General features: G+C 56.2%; 22 protein-coding genes. 5 read left to right on the forward strand and 17 right to left on the reverse strand.

Going from position 1 to position 23,868, the window contains the following annotated elements; all coding sequences use genetic code 11:
• Nucleotides 1-133 precede the first annotated feature (133 nt).
• Nucleotides 134-544 carry a YbhQ family protein gene (locus V1566_RS09675; RefSeq protein WP_395305711.1) on the forward strand — a complete coding sequence of 137 codons (411 nt, stop codon included), beginning with the start codon at nt 134-136 and terminating at the stop codon, nt 542-544.
• Here V1566_RS09675 and V1566_RS09680 read toward each other — a convergent pair.
• Genes V1566_RS09680 through cecR form a run of 5 tightly spaced genes read right to left on the reverse strand, consistent with a single transcriptional unit; the run spans nt 506 to nt 6,146 of the window.
• Nucleotides 506-1,612, reverse strand: coding sequence for an ABC transporter permease (locus tag V1566_RS09680; protein ID WP_395305712.1), 1,107 nt, complete (start codon nt 1,610-1,612; stop codon nt 506-508). The two genes, V1566_RS09675 and V1566_RS09680, sit on opposite strands and share 39 nt — an antisense overlap.
• Nucleotides 1,613-1,621: 9 nt before the next feature.
• Complete coding sequence (locus V1566_RS09685) at nt 1,622-2,755, reverse strand: ABC transporter permease (RefSeq protein ID WP_395305713.1); 1,134 nt, start codon at nt 2,753-2,755, stop codon at nt 1,622-1,624.
• Nucleotides 2,745-4,484 (reverse strand): ATP-binding cassette domain-containing protein, encoded by a 1,740-nt coding sequence (locus tag V1566_RS09690; protein WP_395305714.1) that lies wholly within the window; start codon nt 4,482-4,484, stop codon nt 2,745-2,747. The genes V1566_RS09685 and V1566_RS09690 overlap by 11 nt, the downstream gene beginning before the upstream one ends.
• Nucleotides 4,477-5,472: a secretion protein HlyD gene (gene hlyD, locus V1566_RS09695; RefSeq protein ID WP_395305715.1), complete on the reverse strand. Its 996-nt coding sequence runs from the start codon at nt 5,470-5,472 to the stop codon at nt 4,477-4,479. Before hlyD ends, V1566_RS09690 begins: the two co-directional genes overlap by 8 nt.
• The gene (gene cecR, locus V1566_RS09700) at nt 5,469-6,146 is read right to left on the reverse strand and encodes a transcriptional regulator CecR (RefSeq protein WP_395305716.1); all 678 of its coding nucleotides are present in this window, start codon (nt 6,144-6,146) and stop codon (nt 5,469-5,471) included. Before cecR ends, hlyD begins: the two co-directional genes overlap by 4 nt.
• A gap of 207 nt (nt 6,147-6,353) precedes the next feature.
• On the opposite strand from cecR, the gene rhlE reads away from it, so the two are divergent.
• On the forward strand, nt 6,354-7,739 hold the full coding sequence (gene rhlE, locus V1566_RS09705; protein ID WP_395305717.1) for an ATP-dependent RNA helicase RhlE: 1,386 nt from the start codon (nt 6,354-6,356) through the stop codon (nt 7,737-7,739).
• Between the two features lie 97 nt (nt 7,740-7,836).
• Nucleotides 7,837-10,014 (forward strand): ATP-dependent DNA helicase DinG, encoded by a 2,178-nt coding sequence (gene dinG / locus V1566_RS09710; RefSeq protein WP_395305718.1) that lies wholly within the window; start codon nt 7,837-7,839, stop codon nt 10,012-10,014.
• Here the strand turns inward: dinG and V1566_RS09715 are convergent.
• From V1566_RS09715 to V1566_RS09735, 5 genes are all read right to left on the reverse strand, one after another.
• Nucleotides 10,001-10,504, reverse strand: coding sequence for a fimbrial protein (locus V1566_RS09715; protein WP_395305719.1), 504 nt, complete (start codon nt 10,502-10,504; stop codon nt 10,001-10,003). The two genes, dinG and V1566_RS09715, sit on opposite strands and share 14 nt — an antisense overlap.
• The gene (locus V1566_RS09720) at nt 10,501-11,487 is read right to left on the reverse strand and encodes a fimbrial protein (RefSeq protein WP_395305974.1); all 987 of its coding nucleotides are present in this window, start codon (nt 11,485-11,487) and stop codon (nt 10,501-10,503) included. Before V1566_RS09720 ends, V1566_RS09715 begins: the two co-directional genes overlap by 4 nt.
• Nucleotides 11,488-11,510: 23 nt before the next feature.
• On the reverse strand, nt 11,511-14,054 hold the full coding sequence (locus V1566_RS09725) for a fimbria/pilus outer membrane usher protein (protein WP_395305720.1): 2,544 nt from the start codon (nt 14,052-14,054) through the stop codon (nt 11,511-11,513).
• Nucleotides 14,055-14,081: 27 nt separating this feature from the next.
• Nucleotides 14,082-14,756, reverse strand: a complete 675-nt coding sequence (locus tag V1566_RS09730; protein ID WP_395305721.1) for a molecular chaperone — start codon at nt 14,754-14,756, stop codon at nt 14,082-14,084.
• A gap of 68 nt (nt 14,757-14,824) precedes the next feature.
• Nucleotides 14,825-15,361, reverse strand: a complete 537-nt coding sequence (locus tag V1566_RS09735; protein WP_395305722.1) for a fimbrial protein — start codon at nt 15,359-15,361, stop codon at nt 14,825-14,827.
• Between the two features lie 256 nt (nt 15,362-15,617).
• Here V1566_RS09735 and ybiB point away from each other — a divergent pair, with 256 nt between their 5' ends.
• Nucleotides 15,618-16,580 carry a DNA-binding protein YbiB gene (gene ybiB, locus V1566_RS09740; RefSeq protein WP_395305723.1) on the forward strand — a complete coding sequence of 321 codons (963 nt, stop codon included), beginning with the start codon at nt 15,618-15,620 and terminating at the stop codon, nt 16,578-16,580.
• Nucleotides 16,581-16,696: 116 nt separating this feature from the next.
• Here ybiB and ybiJ read toward each other — a convergent pair whose 3' ends face one another.
• The 3 genes from ybiJ to mcbA form a co-directional block, all read right to left on the reverse strand.
• Nucleotides 16,697-16,957 (reverse strand): DUF1471 family protein YbiJ, encoded by a 261-nt coding sequence (gene ybiJ, locus V1566_RS09745; RefSeq protein ID WP_395305724.1) that lies wholly within the window; start codon nt 16,955-16,957, stop codon nt 16,697-16,699.
• A 285-nt stretch (nt 16,958-17,242) separates the two neighbouring features.
• Nucleotides 17,243-17,509: a DksA/TraR family C4-type zinc finger protein gene (locus V1566_RS09750; protein ID WP_395305725.1), complete on the reverse strand. Its 267-nt coding sequence runs from the start codon at nt 17,507-17,509 to the stop codon at nt 17,243-17,245.
• Nucleotides 17,510-17,630: 121 nt separating this feature from the next.
• Nucleotides 17,631-17,897 carry a DUF1471 family periplasmic protein McbA gene (gene mcbA, locus V1566_RS09755; RefSeq protein WP_121425390.1) on the reverse strand — a complete coding sequence of 89 codons (267 nt, stop codon included), beginning with the start codon at nt 17,895-17,897 and terminating at the stop codon, nt 17,631-17,633.
• Nucleotides 17,898-18,140: 243 nt separating this feature from the next.
• Between mcbA and rlmF the strand changes: the two genes are divergently transcribed.
• Nucleotides 18,141-19,052, forward strand: coding sequence for a 23S rRNA (adenine(1618)-N(6))-methyltransferase RlmF (gene rlmF / locus V1566_RS09760; RefSeq protein WP_395305726.1), 912 nt, complete (start codon nt 18,141-18,143; stop codon nt 19,050-19,052).
• 45 nt (nt 19,053-19,097) lie between these two features.
• Here the strand turns inward: rlmF and ybiO are convergent, their stop codons facing one another.
• From ybiO to glnH, 4 genes are all read right to left on the reverse strand, one after another.
• The gene (ybiO, locus tag V1566_RS09765; RefSeq protein WP_395305727.1) at nt 19,098-21,311 is read right to left on the reverse strand and encodes a mechanosensitive channel protein; all 2,214 of its coding nucleotides are present in this window, start codon (nt 21,309-21,311) and stop codon (nt 19,098-19,100) included.
• Nucleotides 21,312-21,436: 125 nt separating this feature from the next.
• On the reverse strand, nt 21,437-22,159 hold the full coding sequence (glnQ, locus tag V1566_RS09770; RefSeq protein WP_023310879.1) for a glutamine ABC transporter ATP-binding protein GlnQ: 723 nt from the start codon (nt 22,157-22,159) through the stop codon (nt 21,437-21,439).
• Nucleotides 22,156-22,815, reverse strand: a complete 660-nt coding sequence (gene glnP, locus V1566_RS09775) for a glutamine ABC transporter permease GlnP (RefSeq protein WP_014169254.1) — start codon at nt 22,813-22,815, stop codon at nt 22,156-22,158. Before glnP ends, glnQ begins: the two co-directional genes overlap by 4 nt.
• Before the next feature lie 84 nt (nt 22,816-22,899).
• Entirely contained in the window at nt 22,900-23,643 is a 744-nt protein-coding gene (gene glnH, locus V1566_RS09780) for a glutamine ABC transporter substrate-binding protein GlnH (protein ID WP_023310880.1), read from the reverse strand.
• Between the last annotated feature and the right edge of the window lie 225 nt (nt 23,644-23,868).

Here is a 23,868-nt window from a genome sequence, read left to right on the forward strand (position 1 = left end):
AAGCTCCTTCCTGAGTGACTATCCCAATGAAAATAAAGTGTAGTCGGCGTCACAAAAAGATGCGGCGTTACGGAATTTTCCGTAAAGTGCGGTAGTCTGATTAAGCAGAGAAAAATCCTTCAGGAGAGAAGCCATGAAGTGGCAACAACGTGTTCGTGTCGCAACTGGCCTGAGTTGCTGGCAGATAATGTTGCATTTACTGGTCGTGGCCGTACTGGTGATGGGCTGGATGAGCGGCACGCTGGTGCGTGTTGGCCTGGGGCTATGCGTCCTTTATGGCGTCACCGTGCTGTCGATGCTGTTCTTACAGCGCCACCATGACGCGCGCTGGCGCGGGGTGGGTGATGTGCTCGAAGAGCTCACCACCACCTGGTATTTTGGTGCAGCGATGATTGTCCTGTGGCTGCTGTCACGCGTGCTGCAAAACAACCTGCTGCTGGCCCTGGCGGGTATGGCTATCCTCGCAGGGCCTGCGGTCGTCTCGTTGCTGACCAAAGAGAAAAAGCTACGCAATGTTGCGTCTAAACATCGCGTACGCCACTGAACCCGTCGTGGCCGCGATGACCAGTAGCGGCCACAAACTTCCCCAGACAATATCCAGACTCGCATCCTTCAGATAGATTTGCTTGGTGATGTCCGTAAAGTGCCGAATCGGATTTACCCACGTCAGATCCTGTAGCCACATCGGCATATTCTCGACGGGGGAAACATAACCCGAGAGCAAAATCGCGGGCATCATAAAGACGAATACCCCGATAAACGCCTGCTGCTGCGTCGAGCAGAGCGCCGAAATCAGCAGTCCAAATCCCACCAGCGACAGCCCGTAAATCACTATCGTGAAGTAAAACAGCGCCAGCGAACCGGCGAACGGGATCTGATAGGCCCAAATTCCTACGCCCAACACGATGGTGGCCTGGAAGGTGGCGACAATCAGCGCCGGCACCGCTTTGCCGACGAAAATCTGCCAGGTGGCGAGCGGTGAGACCAGCAGCTGATCCAGCGTGCCTTGTTCGCGCTCGCGGGCGACGGAAAGAGAAGTCACGATCATCACCCCGATGGTGGTGATCATGGCGATCAGCGACGGTACCACAAACCATTTGTAGTCCAGATTCGGGTTGTACCAGTTACGCACCACCAGTTCGCTGTTGTTGGGCTTCGGTTTGCCGACCATCAGCTCCTGCTGGTAATCCTTCACCACCTGCTGCAGATAGTTGGCCGCTATCTGGGCGCTGTTGGAGTTACGTCCGTCGAGGATCAGCTGCATTGGTGCGGTCTGGAAGGTGTCCAGGTTACGGGAGAAATCCGCCGGGAACCGCACCAGCAGCAGCGCTTTTTGCGTGTCGATAGTGGGCTGGATCTCCTGCGGGCTTTTCAGCAGCAGGATGTGGGTAAAGGCTTTCGCACGGGCAAAACGCTGCGTCAGCTCGACGGCGTGTTTGCCGTTGTCTTCATTGTAAATGGCGATGGTGGCGTTGGTCACTTCAAGGGTGGCGGCAAACGGAAACAGTAAAACCTGGATCAGCACCGGCAAGACCAGAATGGCGCGGGTTTGCGGCTCGCGCAGCAGGGATTGCAGCTCTTTGCGGATCAGTGTCCATAAACGGTGAAACATGTGCGCTCCTTAATCTAACCGGCGTTTGGTTTTCATCCACGTCAACCCGATAAACATCACCGCTGACGCCATTAAAAACAGGGTGTTGATAATCAGCACCACCGGAATATTCCCCGCCAGAAACAGGCTTTGCAGCGTGCTCACGAAGTAGCGTGCCGGGATAATGTAGGTCACGGCGCGGATCACCGCAGGCATGCTGTCTATCTGGAAGATAAACCCGGACAGCATAATCGACGGCAGAAAAGCGGCGTTCAGCGCCACCTGCGCGGCGTTAAACTGGTTGCGGGTGATGGTGGAGATGAGCAGCCCCATGCCCAGCGTGCTGAGTAAAAACAGGCTGGTGATAAAGAACAGCACGACCAGTGAGCCGCGATACGGCACGCCGAGGATAAAGACTGACACCAGCATACAGAGCAGCATCGCCAGCATGCCGAGGAAGTAGTAGGGGATGAGCTTGCACAGCAGCAGCTCGACGCGCGTCACTTCGGTTGAAAGCAAGGCCTCCATGGTGCCGCGCTCCCACTCGCGGGCTATCACCAGTGAGGTCAGAATCGCGCCAATCACCGTCATGATGATGGTCACCGCGCCCGGGATAATAAAGTGCTGGCTGATGGCTGCCGGGTTAAACCAGTAGCGCGTCTGCACGTCGATCAGAGGTTCAAACGTCTCGCCCCGGTCTTCCGCGCGCTGCATCTGCCAGAGCTGCCAGATCCCCTCCGCGTAGCCCTGCACAAAGTTCGCGGTGTTCGGCTCGCTGCCGTCGGTGATCACCTGGATCGGGGCATCGGTATTCGCACGCGCCATATTGGCGGCGAAATCCACCGGAATGACGATCAGACCGCGAATTTTCCCGGCCTGCATTTTCTGGATCAACTCCTGCCGGCTGTCGCTGATGGTGGCGTCAATGTAGGGCGAACCGGTCATGGCGTGAGTGAAGTCCAGCGCCTCTTCGCTCTGCTGCTCCAGCAGAATACCGACCCGCAGCTTGCTGGAGTCCAGATTAATGCCGTAGCCAAAGATAAACAGCAGCAGAAGGGGGATCACCACCGCAATCAGCCAGCTGCTGGGGTCACGCACGATCTGCCGCGTCTCTTTAATGCATAACGCGCGCACCCTGCGCCAGGAAAGGACTTTACTGCGCATGGGCATTCTCCTTATCCCAGTCGTGGATGAGGGTGATAAACGCCTGTTCCATGGTCGGGTCCGGGACCTCATCGTCGGCGGCCTGGTTTTTCAGGTCGTCCGGGGTACCGTGGGCAATCAGCTTGCCGCGATACACCAACCCGATGCGGTCGCAGTACTCCGCCTCGTCCATGAAGTGGGTGGTCACCATCACGGTCACCCCTTTTTCCACCATGCTATTGATATGCAGCCAGAACTCTCGGCGGGTGAGGGGATCAACGCCCGAGGTCGGTTCATCCAGAAACAGAATATCCGGCTCGTGCATCAGCGAGCAGGCCAGCGCCAGCCGCTGCTTAAAGCCGAGCGGCAGCTCGTCGGTGGCGTGGGAGGCAATGTTGGTTAAGCCGAAGGCGTCGCTCATGCGGAGGATTTTCTCGTTCTGCGCGCGCCCGCGCAGGCCATACACGCCGGAGAAAAAGCGCAGATTCTGCTCGACCGTCAGGTTGCCATACAGCGAAAACTTCTGAGCCATATAGCCCAGATGCTGGCGCGCCTTGCCGGAGCTGACCTTCAGGTCCATATCCAGCACCAGCGCCTTGCCGGACGTTGGTACCAGCAGACCGCACATCATCTTAAAGGTGGTTGATTTTCCCGCGCCGTTCGGCCCGAGCAGGCCAAAAATTTCGCCGCGTTTAACCTCGAAATTGACGTTGTCGGTGGCGGCGAAATCCCCGAACTTTTTGGTGAGCGATTTCGCTTCGATCACCGTTTCGCCCGGCGTGCCTTCCACCGTATGCAGAATGGCGGCAAGCGGTGACTCTGAGGTGCCCGCGCCGCCCAGCAGGTCGATAAACGCGTCCTCAAAGCGCGGTGCGGTCTCTTCTATCTCGATCTCAGGCATGCCGGGCGCCTGGCGTATATCGTCGACGGTGGCCTCTTTTTTGAGGATCAGTCGTACAGAGCGGCCCTGGATCATCCCGTCGCTGACCTGCGGCAGCCTGAGCACCCGCTGCAGCAGCCTGCGGTTGGACTCTTGCGGGCTGTGCAGCAGGAAGCTGCGTCCGGCCATGCTCTGCGTTAGCGTCGTCGGCTCGCCCTGATAAAGCAGTTCGCCTTCGTTCATCAGCAGCACGTCCCGGCACTGTTCCGCTTCGTCGAGGTAGGAGGTGCTCCAGAGGATCAGCATCCCGTCGCCCGCCAGCTCGTGCACCATCTGCCACAATTCACGGCGCGAAATCGGATCAACGCCGACGCCGGGTTCATCCAGCAGTAGTACTTTCGGCTCGCCGACCAGCGTACAGGCCAGACCCAGCTTCTGCTTCATCCCACCGGAGAGCTTGCCCGCCAGCCGGGAGGTGAACGGGCCGAGGGAGGTAAACTCCAGCAGACGCGCGAAGGTTTTCTGTCGCGTTTCGCCGGTGACGCTGCGCAGGTCGGCGTACAGGTTGAGGTTTTCCATCACCGTCAGGTCTTCGTACAGGCCAAACTTCTGCGGCATATAGCCGAGCATGGCGTGGAGCGCACCGTCGTCTTTTATGGGGTCAAGACCGAGCACGCTGGCCGAGCCTTCATCCGGTTTGAGCAACCCCGCCAGCATCCGCATCAGCGTGGTTTTCCCCGCGCCGTCCGGGCCGACCAGCCCGGTCACATAGCCTTTCTGGATGGTGCAGTTCAGCGGCGCGACGGCCGGTTTGTCCATTCCCGCGAAGCGTTTGACCAGATTGTTGAGCTGGATAACCGCGTCATTCATGTCGTTCCCCGTTGTTCACTTTTACGGTGACAGGCATGCCCTGACGCAGCGCGTCGTCCGCATCGGTCACGATGATGCGCAGGCGATATACGAGGTCGGTACGCAGGTCCGGTGTTTCAACGGTTTTCGGCGTGAATTCGGCGGTAGGGGAGACAAAGCCCACTTTGCCGTGATACGGCTTGTCCGGGCGGCCGTCGGTATAGAGCAGCAGCTCGCGGCCCGGCTGCATCTGCCCGAGATTCGGCTCGTCAATGTAGGCGCGCACCCACACCGGCCGGGTCAGGGAGAGCGTCAAGACGGTGCTGCCCGCGCTGAGCATGCTGCCCGGCTCCACGGCGCGGGTCATCAGCGTGCCGTCAGACGGCGCGATTAAGGTAGTGTCGTGCAGATCCAGCTCTGCCTGAGCCAGCTGCGCCTGCGCCTGCTCAAGGCTGGCTTTCGCCTGGGCGATATCCTGCGGGCGGTTACCGGTGTGGTACTGGCTTAATTTATCCTGCGCAGACTTCAGCGTGGCCTGCGCCTGGTCGCGGGACGAGCGCGCATTTTCCAGATCGTTGGCGGAAATGGTGCGGCTTTTCCACAGCCCCTGCTGACGGGCGTAGAAGTTCTGCGCGTAGTCATAGGCGGCTTTCGCCTGCTTAACGGCGGCGGCGGCCTGAGCGATCTCTTCATCACGATAGCCTGCCAGCATCAGGTCATACTGCGCCTGGGCGACGGACACGCCTGCTTTGGCCTGCAGCAGCGCATTCTCATAGGGCGCTTTATCCAGCATCCCCAGCGTCTGCCCGGTTTTAATGGCATCGCCTTCGTCAACGCTCAGCGAGGCGAGACGACCGCCCACGCGGAAGCTCATGTTCACCGTGCGAATATCCACGTTACCGTACAGCGTCAGGCCTTTATCCTGATGGCTCTGATACCACAGCCATCCACCGACTCCGGCGGCAAGCAAAACAACAACCACCAGAACGATGGCGACAGGTTTTTTCATGACTTCAGGCTCCTTTGCGTTAAGCCTTGCAGGATCAGATCGAGATGACAGGCGATGACCTGGCTAATCTGCGCGGCTTTATCCTCATCAAATTGTGTCCAGCCGGTGCGTAACAGGATGGTTTCCCTGCCCAGACGGAAGGCAAGAATTTCACCCAGCAGGGCGTGGGTATGCAAAACTGTCTCGGTATCACTGGCATCCCGCCCGGTATAGGCGGCGATCAGCCGGGTCAGGTGGGTATGCATCGGGTCAATCACCCGATCGTGTACCCGCTGGTAGGCGGCAGTGGGGGAGAGCTGCTCGCGGGAGATAAACTTGCTCAGGTTAAGCGTATCGTCGTGCGTCAGCAGGCGGATCATATCGTGGCAGGCATTGAGAATAAGCTGGCGAACGGCGGTGCGATCGGGCGACGGCTGGCCGAGCAGCGCGGTGGCTTCCTCAACGTGCGGGTGAAACTGCGTGCCGATAAAATCGGCGATCCACTCGGCGCAGGCGAGGTATAAATCCTCTTTTGAGCCAAAATAGTAGGTAATAGCCGCAATGTTCTGCCCGGCCAGCGCGGCAATATCGCGCGTGGTTGCATGCAGCCCGTACTCACCAAACTGCGCCAGCGCGGCGGCGATAAGCTGATTTTTGGCCTGTTCACCTTTGGTTGTTGTGGGTGTCGTATTCATGGCGGCATTAAGAGTTAATCAATCGATTGATTAAGATTATGCCTGATTCTCGCTAACGTCGAGGGAATGCTGAGGGATATTTTATGCGCCACGTCACAAAAGCTGCTACACTCCGCTCCTTCGCGACATTGTGGTTTTTGTCCTCCCCTATTCGTTATATCTCCCTGAAAACTACACCTGTGATGGTCGGGGCGGTTCGGAGTTTTTATGTCTTTTGATTCCCTTGGCCTGAACCCGGAAATTCTGCGCGCGATCGCAGAACAGGGCTACGTTGAGCCAACCCCAATCCAGCAGCAGGCTATTCCTGCCGTCCTGCAGGGCCGTGACCTGATGGCCAGCGCCCAGACCGGTACCGGTAAAACCGCGGGCTTTACGCTGCCGCTGTTAGAGCTGCTGGTAAAAAACCAGCAGCACGCCAAAGGCCGTCGTCCGGTTCGTGCCCTGATCCTGACCCCAACCCGCGAGCTGGCGGCGCAGATTGGTGAGAACGTGCGTGACTATAGCCGCTATCTCAACATTCGCTCGCTGGTGGTTTTCGGTGGCGTCAGCATCAACCCGCAGATGATGAAGCTGCGCAGCGGCGTTGACGTTTTGGTTGCTACCCCAGGTCGCCTGCTGGATCTGGAGCATCAGAACGCGGTTAAGCTGGACCAGGTTGAAATTCTGGTGCTGGACGAAGCCGACCGCATGCTCGACATGGGCTTTATTCACGATATTCGCCGCGTGCTGGCGAAGCTGCCTGCACGTCGTCAGAACCTGCTTTTCTCCGCGACCTTCTCCGACGAGATCAAGGCGCTGGCGGAAAAGCTGCTGCATAACCCGCTGGAAGTGGAAGTGGCGCGTCGCAACACCGCCTCCGAGCAGGTGACCCAGCACGTTCACTTTGTTGATAAAAAGCGCAAGCGGGAACTGCTCTCCCAGATGATCGGTCAGGGTAACTGGCAGCAGGTACTGGTCTTTACCCGCACCAAGCACGGCGCCAACCACCTGGCGGAACAGCTGAATAAAGACGGCATCCGCAGCGCGGCGATCCACGGCAATAAGAGCCAGGGCGCGCGTACCCGTGCGTTGGCGGATTTCAAATCCGGCGACATCCGCGTGCTGGTGGCGACCGACATCGCCGCCCGTGGCCTCGACATTGAAGAGCTGCCGCACGTGGTGAACTACGAGCTGCCAAACGTGCCGGAAGATTACGTTCACCGTATCGGTCGTACCGGCCGCGCGGCGGCAACCGGTGAAGCGCTTTCTCTGGTCTGCGTGGACGAGCACAAGCTGCTGCGTGACATCGAGCGTCTGCTGAAGAAAGAGATCCCGCGCATCGAAACCCCGGGTTACGAAGTGGATCCGTCGATCAAAGCCGAGCCGATTCAGAACGGTCGTCAGGGCGGCGGTGGACGCGGTCAGGGCGGCGGCGGTCGCGGTCAGCAGCCGCGTCGTGCCGAAGGCGGCGCGCCGAAATCATCCGGCAAACCGCCGCGTCGCACCAACGACAGCAAACCGGCGGGTGAAAGCCCATGGCGCAGCGGCGAAGGGAAACCGGCAGGGGAAGGTCAGCGTCGACGCCGCCCGCGTAAACCTGCTAACCCGCAGTAATCTGGAAGCCCGGTCGTAAAGCCGGGCTTTTCTTTTTGCGGCAGCGAAGAGAAAGTGCCACAATAGTGGCTGTTTATACAGTATTTCAGGTTTTCCAATGGCTTTAACCGCTGCGCTCAAAGCGCAAATTGGCGCATGGTACAAGGCGCTACAGCAGCAGATCCCCGACTTTATCCCCCGAGCGCCGCAGCGGCAGATGATTGCCGACGTGGCAAAAACGCTCGCCGGGGACGACGGGCGACATCTGGCGATTGAAGCGCCGACCGGCGTCGGGAAAACCTTGTCGTATCTCATTCCCGGCATCGCGATTGCGCGGGAAGAGGACAAAACGCTGGTGGTCAGCACCGCCAACGTGGCGCTGCAGGATCAGATCTTCAGCAAAGATTTACCGCTGCTGCGCAAAATCATCCCCGACCTGCGGTTTACGGCAGCCTTTGGGCGCGGGCGTTACGTGTGTCCGCGTAACCTGGCAGCGCTTGCCAGCAGCGAGCCGAATCAGCAGGACCTGCTCGCGTTTCTGGATGACGAGCTGACGCCAAACAATAAGGCCGAGCAGGAGCAGTGTGCAAAACTTAAAGCCGAGCTCGACGGCTATAAGTGGGACGGCCTGCGGGATCACACCAGCCAGGCCATCAGCGACTACCTGTGGCGCAGGCTCAGCACCGACAAAGCCAGCTGCCTGAACCGCAACTGTCACTACTACCGCGAGTGCCCGTTCTTTGTCGCCCGGCGCGAAATTCAGGAGGCGGAAGTGGTTGTGGCTAACCACGCGCTGGTGATGGCCGCGCTCGAGAGCGAAGCGGTGCTGCCGGAGCCTAAAAACCTGCTGCTGGTGCTTGATGAGGGCCATCATCTGCCGGACGTGGCGCGGGATGCGCTGGAGATGAGCGCCGAAATTACCGCCCCGTGGTTCCGCCTGCAGCTGGATCTCTTCTGCAAGCTGGTGGCGACCTGCATGGAGCAGTTCCGCCCGAAAACCACGCCGCCGCTGGCGGTGCCCGAGCGGCTGAGCGACCACTGCGAAGAGGTCTACGGCCTGATCTCATCGCTCAACACTATTTTGAATCTTTATCTTCCGGCAACCCAGGAAGCTGAACACCGCTTTGCGATGGGAGAGCTACCGGAAGAGGTGATGGAGATCTGCCAGCAGCTGGCGAAGCATCTGGAAAAGCTGCGCGGGCTGGCGGAAATGTTCTTAAACGATCTGAGCGAGAAAACCGGCTCGCATGATGTGGTGCGTCTGCACCGCATTCTGCTGCAGATGAACCGCGCGCTGGGGATGTTCGAAGCGCAGAGCAAGCTCTGGCGGCTGGCCTCGATGGCGCAGGCGTCCGGCGCGCCGGTCACCAAATGGGCCACCCGCGACGTGCGCGACGGGCAGGTTCACCTCTTTTTCCACTGCGTGGGCATCCGCGTGGCCGATCAGCTGGAAAAGCTGATCTGGCGCAGCGTGCCGCACGTGGTGGTCACCTCTGCCACGCTGCGCTCCCTGAACAGTTTCGCAAGGCTGCAGGAGATGAGCGGGCTAAAAGAGAAAGCGGGCGACCGTTTTGTGGCGCTGGACTCGCCGTTTAACCACTGCGAGCAGGGCAAGCTGGTTATTCCGCGCATGAATTTCGAGCCGCTTATCGACAACGAAGAGCAGCACATTGCGGAGATGGCGGCCTATTTCCGCGAACAGGTCGAGAGTAAAAAGTACCCCGGTATGCTGGTGCTGTTTGCCAGCGGGCGCGCCATGCAGCGCTTCCTGGAGCACGTCACCGATTTGCGTCTGCTTCTGCTGGTACAGGGCGATCAGCCTCGCTACCGGCTGGTGGAAACCCACCGCAAGCGCATTGATAGCGGCGAGCGCAGCGTGCTGGTGGGGCTGCAGTCGTTTGCCGAAGGTCTGGATCTGAAAGGGGACTATCTGACGCAGGTGCACATCCATAAAATTGCCTTTCCGCCCATCGACAGCCCGGTAGTGATCACCGAAGGGGAGTGGCTGAAAAGCCTCAACCGCTATCCGTTTGAGGTGCAGAGTTTACCTGCGGCGTCGTTTAACCTGATTCAGCAGGTCGGGCGTCTGATTCGTAGCCACAGCTGCTGGGGTGAGGTAGTGATTTATGACAAACGTCTGCTCACCAAAAATTATGGCCAACGGCTGCTCAACGCGCTGCCGATCTTCCCGATCGAACAACCTGAAGTGCCGGAGGTAAAAAAACGCCCGGCTACGCTTGCCACCGGGCGTAAAAAAAGCATTCGTGCTAAGGGGCGCGGTCCTACTGGTAAGTGAAGGTCACCTGCACCACGCTGTTGAATGTGCCTGCGGTGACCGGCATTGAGGTGGCGTAATAGCGTGCCGACATAGGGAAGTCGACGGTATGATCGCTTTGATTGACCAGGGCACTGAAGCTTGCCTGTGGGGCAATCGTAATGCGATCCAGGCGGTCTGCCAGCTCCAGCGCCAGCCCGCCAGCGCTGCCCGTACTGGCAAATTTTGTCGGGTGCGCGCTGTCTGCCTGACCGTTAAAGGTCGCGGTGGCGAGCGTGGTAGTGGACGGGCATTTGGACAGCGTCAGATCGAAATTCTTCCACTCCCCGGTATCCCCCACATCCTTAAAATCACTTGAGGCGGCTTGCCCCAGGTCAACCAACAGATCCTGGCTGGCGCTGTCAACGGAGCAGGTATTGGCGATGATATTGCCTCTCATCTGGATCTCGATCTCATCAGCATGCGTCTGCACGATAAAGCCTGCCAGTAGGAGTAAGGTGATTTTTTTCATTTATATCCCAACGTAATCGTGGCAATGCTGTTTGCCGTGCCGGGAGTGACGCTGGCTGCCGTTTGCTGGTAGGCGACTTCAAACGGGATCGCCAGAGGAACGTTCGCTTGCGCAACTGCCGCCGTATTCTTGTAAGTATCAAAGTTGGCAATTTCCCCGTCGAACATCATGCGCACTCCCACGCCGGTTGCCACGCCACTCTCCTGAGTCAGTTTTACGACGCCAGGGAAATCCGTTTCATAGCCGTTTGCACTGGTGATCATCACTTGAGGCTGCACGGTGTCATTGCAGTTAACGGTAACGTCGAACGTCTGAGGCGACGTCAGGGTTCCTGTCCCGGTGAAGTCGCTGACAGGGAAATTGCCCAGCGTCACGGTGAGGCTTTTTGGAGAAACGGAGCAGGTGACTTCGTTAAACGTGATATTTCCTGAATAGGAAATGGTGTTCGGACTGCCTATTCCTTCGTGATTGTAAACGCCAAGCCCGAACTCCGTCTGAGCCTGAGAAAGTGAGCCAGAGGACACCGTAGAGCTGGTTTTCACCAGCGCCAGAGTCACGTCAAAGTTGAACGAGAGCTGCCCGTCTGACGAAAGATACCCCACTGGCGTATTCCGGGAATCACAGTGGACGCCACCGGCCCCCTGGATGCGTTGCCCCTGATCGTTCATCAGGGCGATACCAATCCCGGCGACACCAGATTCGTATACGCCCGGCAGGCCCGATATTTCTGAACCGGAACCATAATAGCAGGCCACTATTTCCATCCCCGGGCTGTAGGTACTGGAGCAATTTCCGGCAATGTGTACCGTCTGCTCTGAACCCGGAATGGTCGCGCCAACGGCCAGCGAGGTGGGAACAGAGATGGAGGCCACATCAATCATCTTTGGCATATCCGGTGACGTGCATGACGCTTTCGCGTGCGGCATGAATAATGCGGATATTCCCAGCACTAACAATAAAAAACTCTGTTTAACGATTTGCATCATCTTTCGTCTCAGCCAGTACATTACTGACATGTTGCGGCAGTGGTAATAATGCCGGATTTATCTGTCTCTTCAGCCAGCGCGTACTGCACGATGCATTGTTCACTGGCATTTTCACCCCACGCTACGGAGAGTTTTCCGCGTGCGGGAAGGCCGGAGAGGTACGTTTGGCCATCTGAGCCAACGATAAATTCGCTGTCCTTATCCTCAGTGGTCACCGTTGCGCCGAAGGGCAGCGGTTTACCGTTGTGCATGAGCGTCATCAGCACGCGATTGCCCACACGGGTAGTAAAGCTGGCGCGAACTACGGCGCCTCGTGTAGGGGTCACTACCTGCGCCGCGTGCGTCACGTCGGCATCATCCGGCAGCGTTTCGGTGTCCAGCGCAATGGTGTTATGGCGATACGCGGTAACAAACGGTACGACGGTGTAGCCGCGGAAATCGGTCTCAACGCCCGTCTGGTTGGTGATATGCGTCCCGTGCGTTCCCGGCGCCTTCACCAGCGCGATGGTCTCACCGAGCGGCTGGCTCAGGGTGATGCCGTTCGCATGGGCAACCACGCCGCCCTGCAAACCGACGTTGACGGTCTGTTGATATTTATCCTGACTGACACCTGCGCTCACTTCGCCATAGGTCGCTTTGTAATCGGCGTTCATGCTGGTCGAGTTACCGCTGCCGGTACTGCTCAGCCCCTGCTGGATATTCCAGTTCAGGTTGTCTTCCTTCAACGCCGTGCCGTTCAGGCCGATATTTTGTGTGGTACCGTCTTTGGTATTGTTCAGGTTGTAGGTGGCCCAGGTGTTATGCATCCAGTGGTCCAGCGGAACGGAGACACTCAGCGAGAACTGGTTATCGTTCGTCACTTCGTCGCCGTTCTCATCGCTGTCCTGGGTGTTCTTGTTCATGCTGTAGCTCAGGCTGTAGCTCACCCCGTGCCAGCTGTTGTTGTAGCTGACGCTCATGGAGGTCATGTCCTGGTTCTGGCTCCAGTAAGTCTCTTTCACCATGCTCAGGGTGACGGACCCCCAGCCTTCAGGCAGCGTCTGGTCGATGGTGGCCTCGGTTCGGGCGCGGCGCTGCTGGGGGGCAGACCAGTCGTCAGAGCGGGTATATGACTCCATGGTGTCTTCCAGGGTGTAAAACCCTTTACTGTTGTAGCGATAGCCCGCGAGCGAGAAGTTGGTGCCTGAACCGGCAAAATCTTTGCTGTAGCGCACGCGCCAGGACTGACCCTTGCTGGCCTGCTGATTTTTCAGCAGGGCTTTCGCGCGGGTGACGTCGATGGAGAATGCCCCTAAATCGCCCATGTTTTTCCCAGCGCCGAGCGCCTGGGACTGATAGTGGCTGCTCTGCTGTATGCCGCCGTAAGCGGTAAAACCAAAGGGCAGGCCGTAAATCGCGCTGCCCTGGGCAAACGGCGTCTTCTCGACGTCTTTGTCGTAAGAACGGTACCGCCCGGCGGTCACGCTGTAGCGCAGGTTTTTTTCGCGCTGCAGTACCGGTACGGAGGCATACGGCACCACGAAATGGCTTTCACTGCCGTCGGTCTCTTTTACGGTGACCTGCAGATCGCCGCTGCTGCCGGTAGGGTAGAGATCGTTTATTTCAAACGCGCCGGGGGCGACTGTATTCTGATAAATGACGTAGCCGTTCTGGCGAACCATCACCAGCGCATTGCTGTGTGCGGTGCCGCGGATGATCGGCGCATAGCCTTTCTCGCTGTCCGGCAGCATGTCGCTGTCGGATTTCAGCTCCACGCCGGTGTAGGGCACGCTGTCAAAAACATCAGAAGGCGAAGAGCTTTGCCCAACGGTGAGGTCGCTCTTCATCGCCACGATATCGCGCTGGGCATAGGTATAAACGGAGGAGAATTTTTGCTGCTCTTCCTTGCCCTGGGTGCTGCGATTCCACGTGGAGTAGTTGCGTACGCGCCAGGCACCGACGTTAAAACCGGGACGCAGGTTAACGTACTGGCTGCTGTTATTCTCCTCGCCCGGCTGACGCGCATGGCTCTGGCTGGCGGTCGCGCTGTAGTTAAGAATGCCTGCGGTGATCCCCTCGTCGAATTCTTTCGGGTCGATATAGCCGCGTGGAACCTGGCCCAGGGCAAGTTGAGGAATACTGAGCAGCAGCTGCTGGTTGCGAACGTGAAACCACGCGGAGGCTGCCGGGATGGCGGTTAAATCAGCGCACTGACCTTTTGCCATCAGCGCCGGATATTTTCGGGTTTTGATACCCAGGCTTTTTAAATCGCTCAGGCTAAAGCAGGGCTGAAGTGAACTGTTGCCGTGTGAATCTTTTTGCAATGTGAACGTGACGTCGCGGGTATCAATTTTATTATTGTTGATAAAGATGGCGACCTGATATTTACCCGGTGCCTGCCCTGGCCCTTTTTCGTAAACCGACAGGTCGGTCTTACCCTGCTGCGGATTATCAATATCCAGCAGCGCCGGGTTAAAATAATCATCAGCCATAACCTGCTGCGCAAAGATCGCCAGTGCCAGGCCACAGAGAATGACCAGCAGGGATGAAATTCGGCAGGTGAGCGGCTTTTTATGGCTGTACATGATTATCGTAATTGTCTGGGTGTGATATTAGTGGACTGATTTCGACCAGGTCTGGCTGATGCTGCCGTAATCCGTAATAATGGAATACGCGACGGTTGAACCGCTGACGTTGCCAGGTAAGGCAAAATGCGTTTCCGTTTTCGGAATTGCCCACGTGGCTTTATCCAGTTTGTGGCCGTTCAGCGTCACCTTCTGGAAATTCATATAGAAAGGCGTCGGGTTATTAACGACCAGATCGTTACCCTCGCGATGCCACTCAAGTTTATTGGCGACATCTTCCGGTTTGCCTTTAACCGCCGATGGGCGGTACAACAATTTAATGCGCGTATTAATGGCAATTTGCAGGGTATTCATCCCGTCAACGTGCCTAGACGAAGGGATGGCTTTAATATTCAGCCAGTACAAGGATTCACGATCTTCCGGTAAATTACCGCCGGTGCGCACCACGCGCAGAACGTTATCCTCTTTCGCATCAAGGCGAAAAAGCGGGGGGGTGATCAGGAAAGGGGCTTTGGCCAGGTTTTTACCGCCAGAGTCGACCCAGGACTGTACCAGATAATCCGTTGCATCCGGGTTTGAAAGACCAAGAGACGATTCCTTTTTATCTCCCTGGTAGACCAGACGTGTGCCATTAATAATGACACCTGCATGTGCACTGGCGGCCGCCAGTAAAAGCGTGCTCAGTAAATAACCGTGGCGCATAAATATTTCTCAATAATAGAAGAGATATTAACGCGTATAAACGCGTTAATATCTCAGGATTGATAATATCAGTTATAGATAACGGTGAAGGTCGAAACGGAGTTAGCCGGACCAGCGGTAATTGCGGCCCCGGTTTGAATATAACGTGCACCGAATATCAGGTCGTTAACCGCCGTACCGGAGGCCAACGGATATTGCTGAGAAGGGGTGTAAAGACTCACCGGTTGCTCAGACGCGTCAACCAACTGGATGGCGACACCCGTTGCCGCATCCACATCCGGCGTTAATGCCAGCGTAGCGTTGTTATTCGCATCCGGCGTTCCACCGAAGTTAATCGCGGCGGAGGTAACGGTTTCCGGACAGTCTTTTAACTGAATATCGAACTTCGTTAACGTGCTGGTAGAGCCTGCACCGGTAAATACCGTTTTAGAGACTTTGCCTAACTGAACGTTTAACGGGTTGCTTAACCCATTAACCACCTGACACGCTGAATCAATAATTTCCCCAGTGAAGTTGATCTGACCTTCACCGTTTGTTGCCGCAATTGCGGATGCAGAACATCCCACCGCTGCGGCGATGAATAAACCTAAAGCAACCTTGTTCATAGTAAATCCTGGTATGTGACTGGTGCGAACGTTGCCTGGACGTTTTCACCGTTGACCCTTAATGACTTTCCGCTGGTTATTTAATCAAAAAATGTATGACCAAGAATCTTCTATAGAAATCACAAATAATTGAAAAATTGCTTGTGTTTATTTTTTTTCATTAAAACAGCGCGTTGGGTTAGGGGATAAAACACTAACGGCCAGGCAATCATCAGGGCTATATTGTTAACAAGATGATGATGTCAGGAGAGAAGTCGTGGATTACCGCAAAATTATCAAAGAGGTAGGGCGCGGGAAAAATCATGCCCGCGATCTGGACCATGAAACTGCGCGTGCACTTTATACCAGGATGCTTGAGGGTGACGTACCCGATCTGGAAATGGGGGGCATTCTGATCGCGCTGCGTATCAAAGGGGAAGGTGAGGCGGAGATGCGCGGGTTCTATGAAGCCATGCAGGCGCAAACGTTGCGCTTAATGCCGCCCGTGGCAAAGCCCATGCCGATCGTGATCCCAAGCTATAACGGCGCGCGCAAGCAGGCAAACTTAACCCCGTTGCTCGCTATCTTATTACACAAGTTGGGGTTCCCGGTGGTGGTGCACGGCGTAAGCGAAGATCCCACCCGCGTGCTGACGGAAACCATTTTCGGGATGCTGGGCATTGAGCCAACGCGTCATGCCGGTCAGGCGCAGGCGAAGCTGGATGGCCATCAACCTGTGTATATCCCGGTCGGCACACTCTGCCCGCCGCTGGAAAAGCAGCTCGATATGCGCTGGCGCATGGGCGTGCGTAACAGCGCGCACACCCTGGCGAAACTGGCCACGCCGTTTGGCGAAGATGCCGCCCTGCGTCTTTCCAGCGTTTCGCATCCGGAATACGTGGCGCGAGTGGGGCAGTTCTTTGAGGCTATTGGCGGAAGGGCGTTGCTGATGCACGGCACGGAAGGTGAGGTTTATGCGAACCCCCAGCGCTGCCCGCAGGTGATGCTGATCGATTCTGCAGGTACGCGCGCCATTCTGGAACGCGGGGAAGAGAATACCGGTGTGATATTGCCTGAGGCAAAAGACCCCCATACTACAGCCCACTGGATTGAGCAGTGCCTTGCCGGAAATGTACCTGTTCCACATTCGATCAAGTTGCAGATGGCCTGCTGTTTGCTGGCAACCGGAGAAGTGGAATCCCTCCAGGCCGGGCTTGAACGTGTGGCGCAGGCATTTTAGGCAAAAAAAAGCCCGTCCAGTGGCGGACGGGCAAGCAAGGGTAACAACAACAGGGTCAATGAGGGTGGAGCAGCTCACCAGAGGGTATGGCGAGGGTACAACATTTATTCAGTCGATTATTTGTAGATAACCGCAGTACCGCTCAGCTTGTTATTGCCGTTAGCGGAGGTAATGGTGTATCCGCTAGCACCGGCAGAAGCGGCTTTCTCAGCCAGTTTGGCTTCCAGGCCGTCAAGGGTGGTTGCGCCATCAGCACTGACCACACCGACTTTGTTCATGTTCTGTGCCTGAGTCGAAGAGACAGGCTCCACAGCGAAAGCGCCGAAGGACAGAGCGGACAGGGCAACAGCAGCTACAGCATATTTGATGGTTTTCATAATTAATCTCTCGCAGGTGTTTCTGTTAAGGGGACGATGTTCCGTCGATGTGATAAGTATCACGGTTTTTCGCGAGTGATAAAATCGAAGAGAATTGACGTGGTTTCTCAAAAAAATTGAATGACAAATAACTTATTGAATATTAATAAATTCACAACACCGCTTTACACTTCTTGCGGATGCGCTTTACAGAAGCGATATGAAGGGCACGTTTTGCTACGCGTCTGGCTAAAAATCGTGAGCGTAAAGGAAGGCGCGTGCCCGGTTAGTTTTGGTAAAGCAAAGTCAACGTAACTGGCTGTCTTTCGAACCTCTGCGATTATATCCCGAGTGTGAAGCATTTTTTGAATCTTTATGCTGTTGGCACGTAATGCAAAGCCGCACTCCGGGAATGGCTTTTCGGCGCGCCTCCGGAATGGGGTCTCCACATTCTTCGCATTCAGTTAAGCTTTCGCCGTGCGGAATTTCACCGCGGGCACGCGCAACCGCATCTTCAATAGTACTGTTGATCTGTTCGTTAACAGCGTCGTCATTTGCCCAGCCGGAAGCCATAGCATCCTCCTGAAATCGGTTTAGGCCATACGTTTACTATGGGGTTAAAAAATGAACAATCAAGGCGAAGGGAGAAGAGAACTGCACCCGTTGGGCAGATGCAGTCTTGCAGAAGAGACAGTTATTTATAGATGGTCGCAGTGCCGTACATATGGTTATCTCCGCCAGCGGAGTTCACCACGAATCCTTTTGCACCTTCCTGACGGGCTTTTTCGGCGAGCTTAGCCTGTAGATCGTCAAGGTTACTGGCACGGCTTACCGAAACGGTGCCAGCAGGACGTAGCTGGCTCGTATCGGTATTCTGGGTCAGTGACTGAACGGCCATGGCAGAGAAGGACGCGGTCGCCAGGGCGGCTGCGATAACAGCAAGGGTCAGGTACTTTTTCATAATCACATCCTCATGAGGAAACATCAGGTGATTCCCTTTAAGTTTAGAAGCCTGACGAGTGTGACTTAGCGCAAATATTTGATGATGATCTGCTTATTTTTTGAACGATGTAAATTGACAATTCGCTGACGGATCATAGACATAAAGGTATTTGATTTATGGCGAATTTTTGAGCGTCGCAGAGAAAGATTTACCGTGGGGCCTGCAAAGGGTATCTTACGCCGCTGTTTAAAGGAGAATGCCATGACTGCCCAAAAGCCGGGATTGCACCCGCGAAATCGCCACCGCAGCCGCTACGACATGAACGCGTTGTGCCTGAGCTGCCCGCCGCTGCAGGAGTATCTTGTTCAGACCCCAGCGGGTGAACCCTCGGTCAACTTTGCTGACCCGCAGGCGGTTAAAATGCTGAACAAAGCCCTGCTGGCGCATTTTTACGGTGTGGCTCACTGGGATATTCCGGAAGGCTTTCTCTGTCCACCTGTGCCGGGTCGCGCTGATTACGTTCATCACCTTGCCGACCTTCTTGCCGAAGGCAATGAGGGTGTCGTTCCGCAGCAGGCCACCATTCTGGATATTGGCACCGGGGCGAACCTGATTTACCCGCTGATCGGCGCGCATGAATATCAGTGGCGCTTTACCGGTAGCGAAATCGGTGACGAGGCCTTTGCGAGTGCCCAGGCGATTATCAGCGCTAACCCGGGATTAAGCCGCGCCATTCGCCTGCGTCGTCAGAAAGACGCGGCGTCGATCTTCAACGGCATTATTCACAAAAACGAAAGCTATGACGCCACGATGTGCAATCCGCCGTTCCATGATTCGGCGGCATCAGCCCGTGCGGGCAGCGAGCGCAAGCGCCGTAACCTGGGCCAGGCTGAAGACGCCGCGCTGAACTTCGGTGGTCAGCAGCAGGAGCTCTGGTGTGAAGGGGGCGAAGTGGCGTTTATCCTGCGCATGATTGCGGAAAGCAAACAGTTTGGCCGTCAGGTGAAGTGGTTCACGACGCTGGTTTCCCGGGGGGATAACCTGCCACCGCTCTATCGCGCGCTGACCGAAGCGGGCGCCGTAAAAGTGGTGAAAAAAGAGATGGCGCAGGGCCAGAAACAGAGCCGCTTTATCGCATGGTCGTTTATGGACAACAACAAGCGTCGCAAATAGCACTCCGTCGTAGGCCGGGTAAGGCGAAGCCGCCACCCGGCTCGGTTACAGCGTCGGCTCCTGCGGAGGGAGCGGCGATGCGGGCGGCGGCAATACCTGATAGGTCTGCACGGGCATCCGCACGTTCGCCAGATCAAAGTGTTTCTTCACCATGCTGTCGAGCGCAAAGCGCACCGTCCACTGCTTCAGCGGCTGGGTGGTGAACGACACGCGCAGGGTAAATGCCGTGTTCGTCAGCCCGACGATGCCGGCAAATGACGGCTCTCCGATCACCAGCCCGCGAATATCCTCCATCTCCATCAGTTCTTCTACCGCAGCGCGCAGCGCCTGCTTTGCTTTGTCCGCATCCTCGTGGCGATCCACATCGTAGTTCGCCACAACGGAACCAATGCCGCGCACAAAGTTGGCGAAGGTGGTGATCGAAGACCAGGGAATGATGTGGTACGCCCCGGTGTCCTGACGCACGCCAACCGAACGGATGGACATCCTCTCCACGGTGCCGGTTAACGGCCCGATAGTCACCAGATCCCCCGTGTTCATCCCGTTCTCAAACTGAATAAAGATGCCGGTAATAATATCCTTCACCAGCGTTTGCGAACCAAAGGAGATGGCCAGCCCCAGGGCACCGGCACCCGCCAGCAGCGGGGCGATATTCACGCCGATTTCCGACAGCACGATCATGATGGTGATGGTGCTGATAATCACCGCCAGCGCGTTGCGGAACAGGGTTAACAGCGTTCTTGCCCGCGCGCTGGGCAGGGGCCTGCCGTGAATATCCGAGACCAGACGGTTCTCAATAAGGCTCGCCAGCAGCGTCCAGCCGACGGCGGAGAAGAACAGGATCAGCGCGATGCGAATCAGGATATCAACCGTTTTTTCACCCGCACCGTTGTGCAGCCAGTTCCAGAAATCAAAAAGGCTCCACGCATTCAGGAGCAGCATAATCGCCACGCAGACGGTGAGAATGCGCGCCACTTTGAGCGATACCGACATCCAGCCGTTTACCCGCTTTTGCAGTTCCGGGTAACTACGCTGGACCTGCGGCGACAGGGTGATGGTTTTCGAGATCCAGCGCGACAGCAGCCCCGACACGAATGCCGCGATGCCGATAATGGCCAGGCTTTTGAACGTCGCCCCCATCATAAATTTCAGGCTATTGCCCGGATCAAACAGCGAGAAGAAGCACAGTACGATGAAGTAAGCGCTTGCCAGCCAGTGCCACACCAGGGCGAACGCGCGAATAAAGAGGCTAAAGAACGAGAGGGAGCGATCGGCCAGATTCAGCAGGCTTTGGGTAATTGTTTTTTTATTGTGGAAGATAAGGTACAGCGACCAGACGGTAATGCAGATCATGATCAGCACGTTTGCCAGCGCCCCGAACTGGACGTTCACCTGGTTGGAGATGATCGGCACGGCAACCAGCAGGCCGTAGCCAATCAATCCGCTGAGCACGCTCAGACGCAGCGCCCAATACTTCGCGCTCGCATCCCGAATAGAGAAAGGACGCAGCTCCGGGACGTGCGGACAAAAGAGTAGCCGCAGCAGCGCCTTGAAGAACTCAATCAGGGCAAAGGCATTCAGGAAAAGCGACTGCTGGAAGGCGATGGTTTTGTTGCCTGCATTCAGCCTGTCGGCCAGCATCTGGCCTAAAAACAGCGTCAACGCCAGCAGCAGTAAATCGATGATAAACGCTGAGGCGATCATCAACGGCAGGTGCAGCCAGCTGCTTTTCTGCTGATTCTTCCTGCGTCCCCATTGCCCCATTTTGCGGTACAGCGGCCACGCGCACAGGCGCACCAGCCAGTAAAAAAGAAATACCGCACCCGCCAGCATCAGGAACTGCGTGGCGGCGGCGGTAAACGTTTGCGGGTTAAATGCCTTATGCGGCGAGCCGATCAGGTTGCGGTAAAGCTGAGCGAAGCGCGAGGAGAGCGCTTCCCCGTAGTGGCGGCTCACGTCGGTGACGTTTTCCAGCACCGTTTTTTGCTCCTCCACCTGCAAAGGGGTGAGGGTTGGCACCGACTCCTGAGGCGGCGTGGCGGCGGCTTTGCGCAGCTGACCTATGAGTTCCTGTCGGGACGTGTCGTTTTCAAGGACGTCGGCCAGCGCACTATAGGCCGCTTTTTTTTGTTTAACATCCGGCTCCGGCGGCGGCGTACTTTGCTGGCTGGCGGTTGTTCCGGTGGTCACACCGGGGATCGCGACGGCGAACGATGGCGCACTAAACAGGCTAATCAACAGCAACAGGATCCACGGCACGGCGTCCTCCGGTGAAAATGTCGAACAAAATGATAAGTATAGAAGTCGAGGCGAGGAGGAGGATTTTTGGGAACAATCTGGCGTAAAAAAGCCGGGCATGCCCGGCTTATGTGAGAAGCTAACGATCAGGAGACGTGCTGCAGGAACTCCTGCAAACGCTGGCTCGGCGGGTTCGCAATCAGCTCCTGCGGGTTACCGTCTTCCGCGATACGGCCTTTATCAATAAAGATCAGGCGGGACGCCACTTTCTCAGCAAAGCCGATTTCGTGGGTCACGATCACCATCGTCATCCCTTCTTCTGCCAGATCCTGCATGACTTTCAGCACCTCGTGACGCAGCTCCGGGTCGAGTGCGGACGTAGGTTCATCAAACAGCATCATTTTCGGTTTGACCGCCAGGGCGCGGGCAATCGCCACACGCTGCTGTTGACCACCGGACAGCTCGGAAGGGTAGTGGTGCGCACGTTCTGCCAGACCAACTTTTGCCAGCAGATCTTTTGCCAGGGCTTCCGCCGCCGCTTTGCTGGCTCCGCGCACGCGCAGTGGGCCAAACATCACGTTTTCCAGCGCCGTCAGGTGCGGGAACAGGTAGAACTGCTGGAACACCATGCCCGCTTCCTGGCGAATCAGACGGTCATCCACTTTCGGGTCGTTCACCTTCAGGCCGTCGACGATCAGATCGCCGCTGGTGATCTCTTCCAGCTTGTTGATGCAGCGCAGCAGGGTGGATTTACCGGAGCCGGATGGCCCAATAATCACCACCACTTCACCCTGTTTAATGTTCAGATCGATATTGTGTAGCACCTGGGTTGGGCCAAAGTGCTTGGAAACGTTTTTAAATTCAATCACAGGATTTTCATCCTTCTTTCAAGACGACGCAGAACGAAGCTCAGAACCAGAGTAATGATCAGGTAGACAACGGCTACCGCACTCCAGATTTCCAGCGCGCGGAAGTTGCCAGCAATGATCTCCTGACCCTGACGGGTCAACTCGGCCACGCCGATAACGATGAACAGCGACGTATCTTTGATGCTGATGATCCACTGGTTACCGAGCGGTGGCAGCATGCGGCGCAGCGCCAGCGGCAGAATAACGTGGCGGATCGTTTCGCGACGAGAAAGACCTAACGCCAGACCGGCTTCACTGAAACCTTTATGAATCGACAGCACCGCACCGCGGGTGATTTCCGCAATATAGGCGCCTGAGTTGATCATAATGGTGACGACGGCTGCGCTGAACGGATCGATGCGCAGGTCGGTGAACGCCATTGGCAGGGCGAAGTAGATGAACATGACCTGCACGACAATAGGCGTGCCGCGGATCACTTCGATGAAAACCAGTGCGATGTGGTTTGCGATCCAGCCGCCGTAGGTGCGAGCGAAACCGGCGACAAGACCGATAATCAACCCACCAACCAGACCCAGGACCGAAATCCACAGGGTCATTTTTGCGCCTTCAAGCAAGATAGGAATGGCAGGCCAGATGGCGCTCCAGTCAAACTGCATGATAATTTCCTGTTACTGTTACCGTGTTTCAAAAATAGCAGGGGCGAAAGGTCGCCCCCGAGTGAACGTCATTTTTACGTCTTATTATTTAGGCTCGGTACCGAACCATTTTTTGTAGATTTCGTTATAGGTGCCGTTCTCTTTCAGCGTTTTCAGCGCGCCGTTAACTTTCGTGCGCAGGTCGTCGCTGCCTTTCGGGAAGGCGATACCGTACTGCTGTGCTTCCAGAGACTCACCCACGGCTTTGAACTTGCCGTTACCGGCTGTTTTGATGAAGTACAGGATGTTAGGCGTATCGTGCAGAACAGCGTCAGCACGGTTGGTGCCAAGTTCCATATACGCGTTGTCGATGTTCGGGAACTGACGCAGGTCTTTGGTTTTGATATTTGCTTTCGCGTAATCAACAGAACCGGTGCCGCTCTTCACTGCCACCACTTTGCCGTCGAGATCTTTCACGCTTTTTACGTCGTTATTATCGGCTTTGACCATGACCAGCAGGCCGCTTTTGTAGTAGCCGTCAGAGAAGTCGATCGCTTTTTTACGTTCATCGGTAATGGTGATGCCGGCCAGCGCCAGATCAACGTTCTTGGTTTGCAGTGCCGGGATGATGCCGCTGAAATCCATAGGCTTCAGGGTGTAATCCAGTTTGAGTTCTTTTGCGACAGCGGCCCACAGATCCACATCAAAACCAACGTATTTATCACCCTGTTTGAATTCAAACGGAACGAACGCCGTGTCGGTCGCCACAACCAGTTTGTCGGCAGCCTGAGAGGACACTGCAAAAGCCAGGGTAAGTGCAGCCAGTGAAACTTTTAATACAGACTTCATAGCATTTCCTTTTATATCCACGGGGCGATCCCCTGCGAGAACAGGTGGCACAATGAAAAAATCGTGCCAACTTTACAAGCTATTGTTTTGCAAAGGGGATGATGTCATGCATTGCACAATAAATGGGGCAATGAGCTTTTATTGCACCAAAGTGAAGCACTGTTTTGGTGCGCTTCGTTTGGCTCAACTGACGGGGAGATATTTAGCGTAAATTCTGACGAAAAA

The sequence above is a fragment of the Enterobacter sp. ECC-019 genome, from assembly GCF_043974075.1.
Taxonomy (GTDB): Bacteria; Pseudomonadota; Gammaproteobacteria; order Enterobacterales; family Enterobacteriaceae; genus Enterobacter; species Enterobacter asburiae_D.

Bases quoted from the DNA above. Each gene is read 5' to 3' on its own strand.
- V1566_RS09750 (WP_395305725.1), bottom strand. From the start codon at position 17,509: ATGGCTTCCGGCTGGGCAAATGACGACGCTGTTAACGAACAGATCAAC.
- dinG (WP_395305718.1), top strand. From the start codon at position 7,837: ATGGCTTTAACCGCTGCGCTCAAAGCGCAAATTGGCGCATGGTACAAG.
- ybiJ (WP_395305724.1), bottom strand. From the start codon at position 16,957: ATGAAAACCATCAAATATGCTGTAGCTGCTGTTGCCCTGTCCGCTCTG.
- V1566_RS09725 (WP_395305720.1), bottom strand. From the start codon at position 14,054: ATGTACAGCCATAAAAAGCCGCTCACCTGCCGAATTTCATCCCTGCTG.
- V1566_RS09680 (WP_395305712.1), bottom strand. From the start codon at position 1,612: ATGTTTCACCGTTTATGGACACTGATCCGCAAAGAGCTGCAATCCCTG.
- cecR (WP_395305716.1), bottom strand. From the start codon at position 6,146: ATGAATACGACACCCACAACAACCAAAGGTGAACAGGCCAAAAATCAG.
- glnP (WP_014169254.1), bottom strand. From the start codon at position 22,815: ATGCAGTTTGACTGGAGCGCCATCTGGCCTGCCATTCCTATCTTGCTT.
- rlmF (WP_395305726.1), top strand. From the start codon at position 18,141: ATGACTGCCCAAAAGCCGGGATTGCACCCGCGAAATCGCCACCGCAGC.
- V1566_RS09715 (WP_395305719.1), bottom strand. From the start codon at position 10,504: ATGAAAAAAATCACCTTACTCCTACTGGCAGGCTTTATCGTGCAGACG.
- glnH (WP_023310880.1), bottom strand. From the start codon at position 23,643: ATGAAGTCTGTATTAAAAGTTTCACTGGCTGCACTTACCCTGGCTTTT.
- hlyD (WP_395305715.1), bottom strand. From the start codon at position 5,472: ATGAAAAAACCTGTCGCCATCGTTCTGGTGGTTGTTGTTTTGCTTGCC.
- mcbA (WP_121425390.1), bottom strand. From the start codon at position 17,897: ATGAAAAAGTACCTGACCCTTGCTGTTATCGCAGCCGCCCTGGCGACC.
- V1566_RS09675 (WP_395305711.1), top strand. From the start codon at position 134: ATGAAGTGGCAACAACGTGTTCGTGTCGCAACTGGCCTGAGTTGCTGG.
- rhlE (WP_395305717.1), top strand. From the start codon at position 6,354: ATGTCTTTTGATTCCCTTGGCCTGAACCCGGAAATTCTGCGCGCGATC.
- V1566_RS09735 (WP_395305722.1), bottom strand. From the start codon at position 15,361: ATGAACAAGGTTGCTTTAGGTTTATTCATCGCCGCAGCGGTGGGATGT.
- V1566_RS09720 (WP_395305974.1), bottom strand. From the start codon at position 11,487: ATGCAAATCGTTAAACAGAGTTTTTTATTGTTAGTGCTGGGAATATCC.
- V1566_RS09690 (WP_395305714.1), bottom strand. From the start codon at position 4,484: ATGAATGACGCGGTTATCCAGCTCAACAATCTGGTCAAACGCTTCGCG.
- V1566_RS09730 (WP_395305721.1), bottom strand. From the start codon at position 14,756: ATGCGCCACGGTTATTTACTGAGCACGCTTTTACTGGCGGCCGCCAGT.
- V1566_RS09685 (WP_395305713.1), bottom strand. From the start codon at position 2,755: ATGCGCAGTAAAGTCCTTTCCTGGCGCAGGGTGCGCGCGTTATGCATT.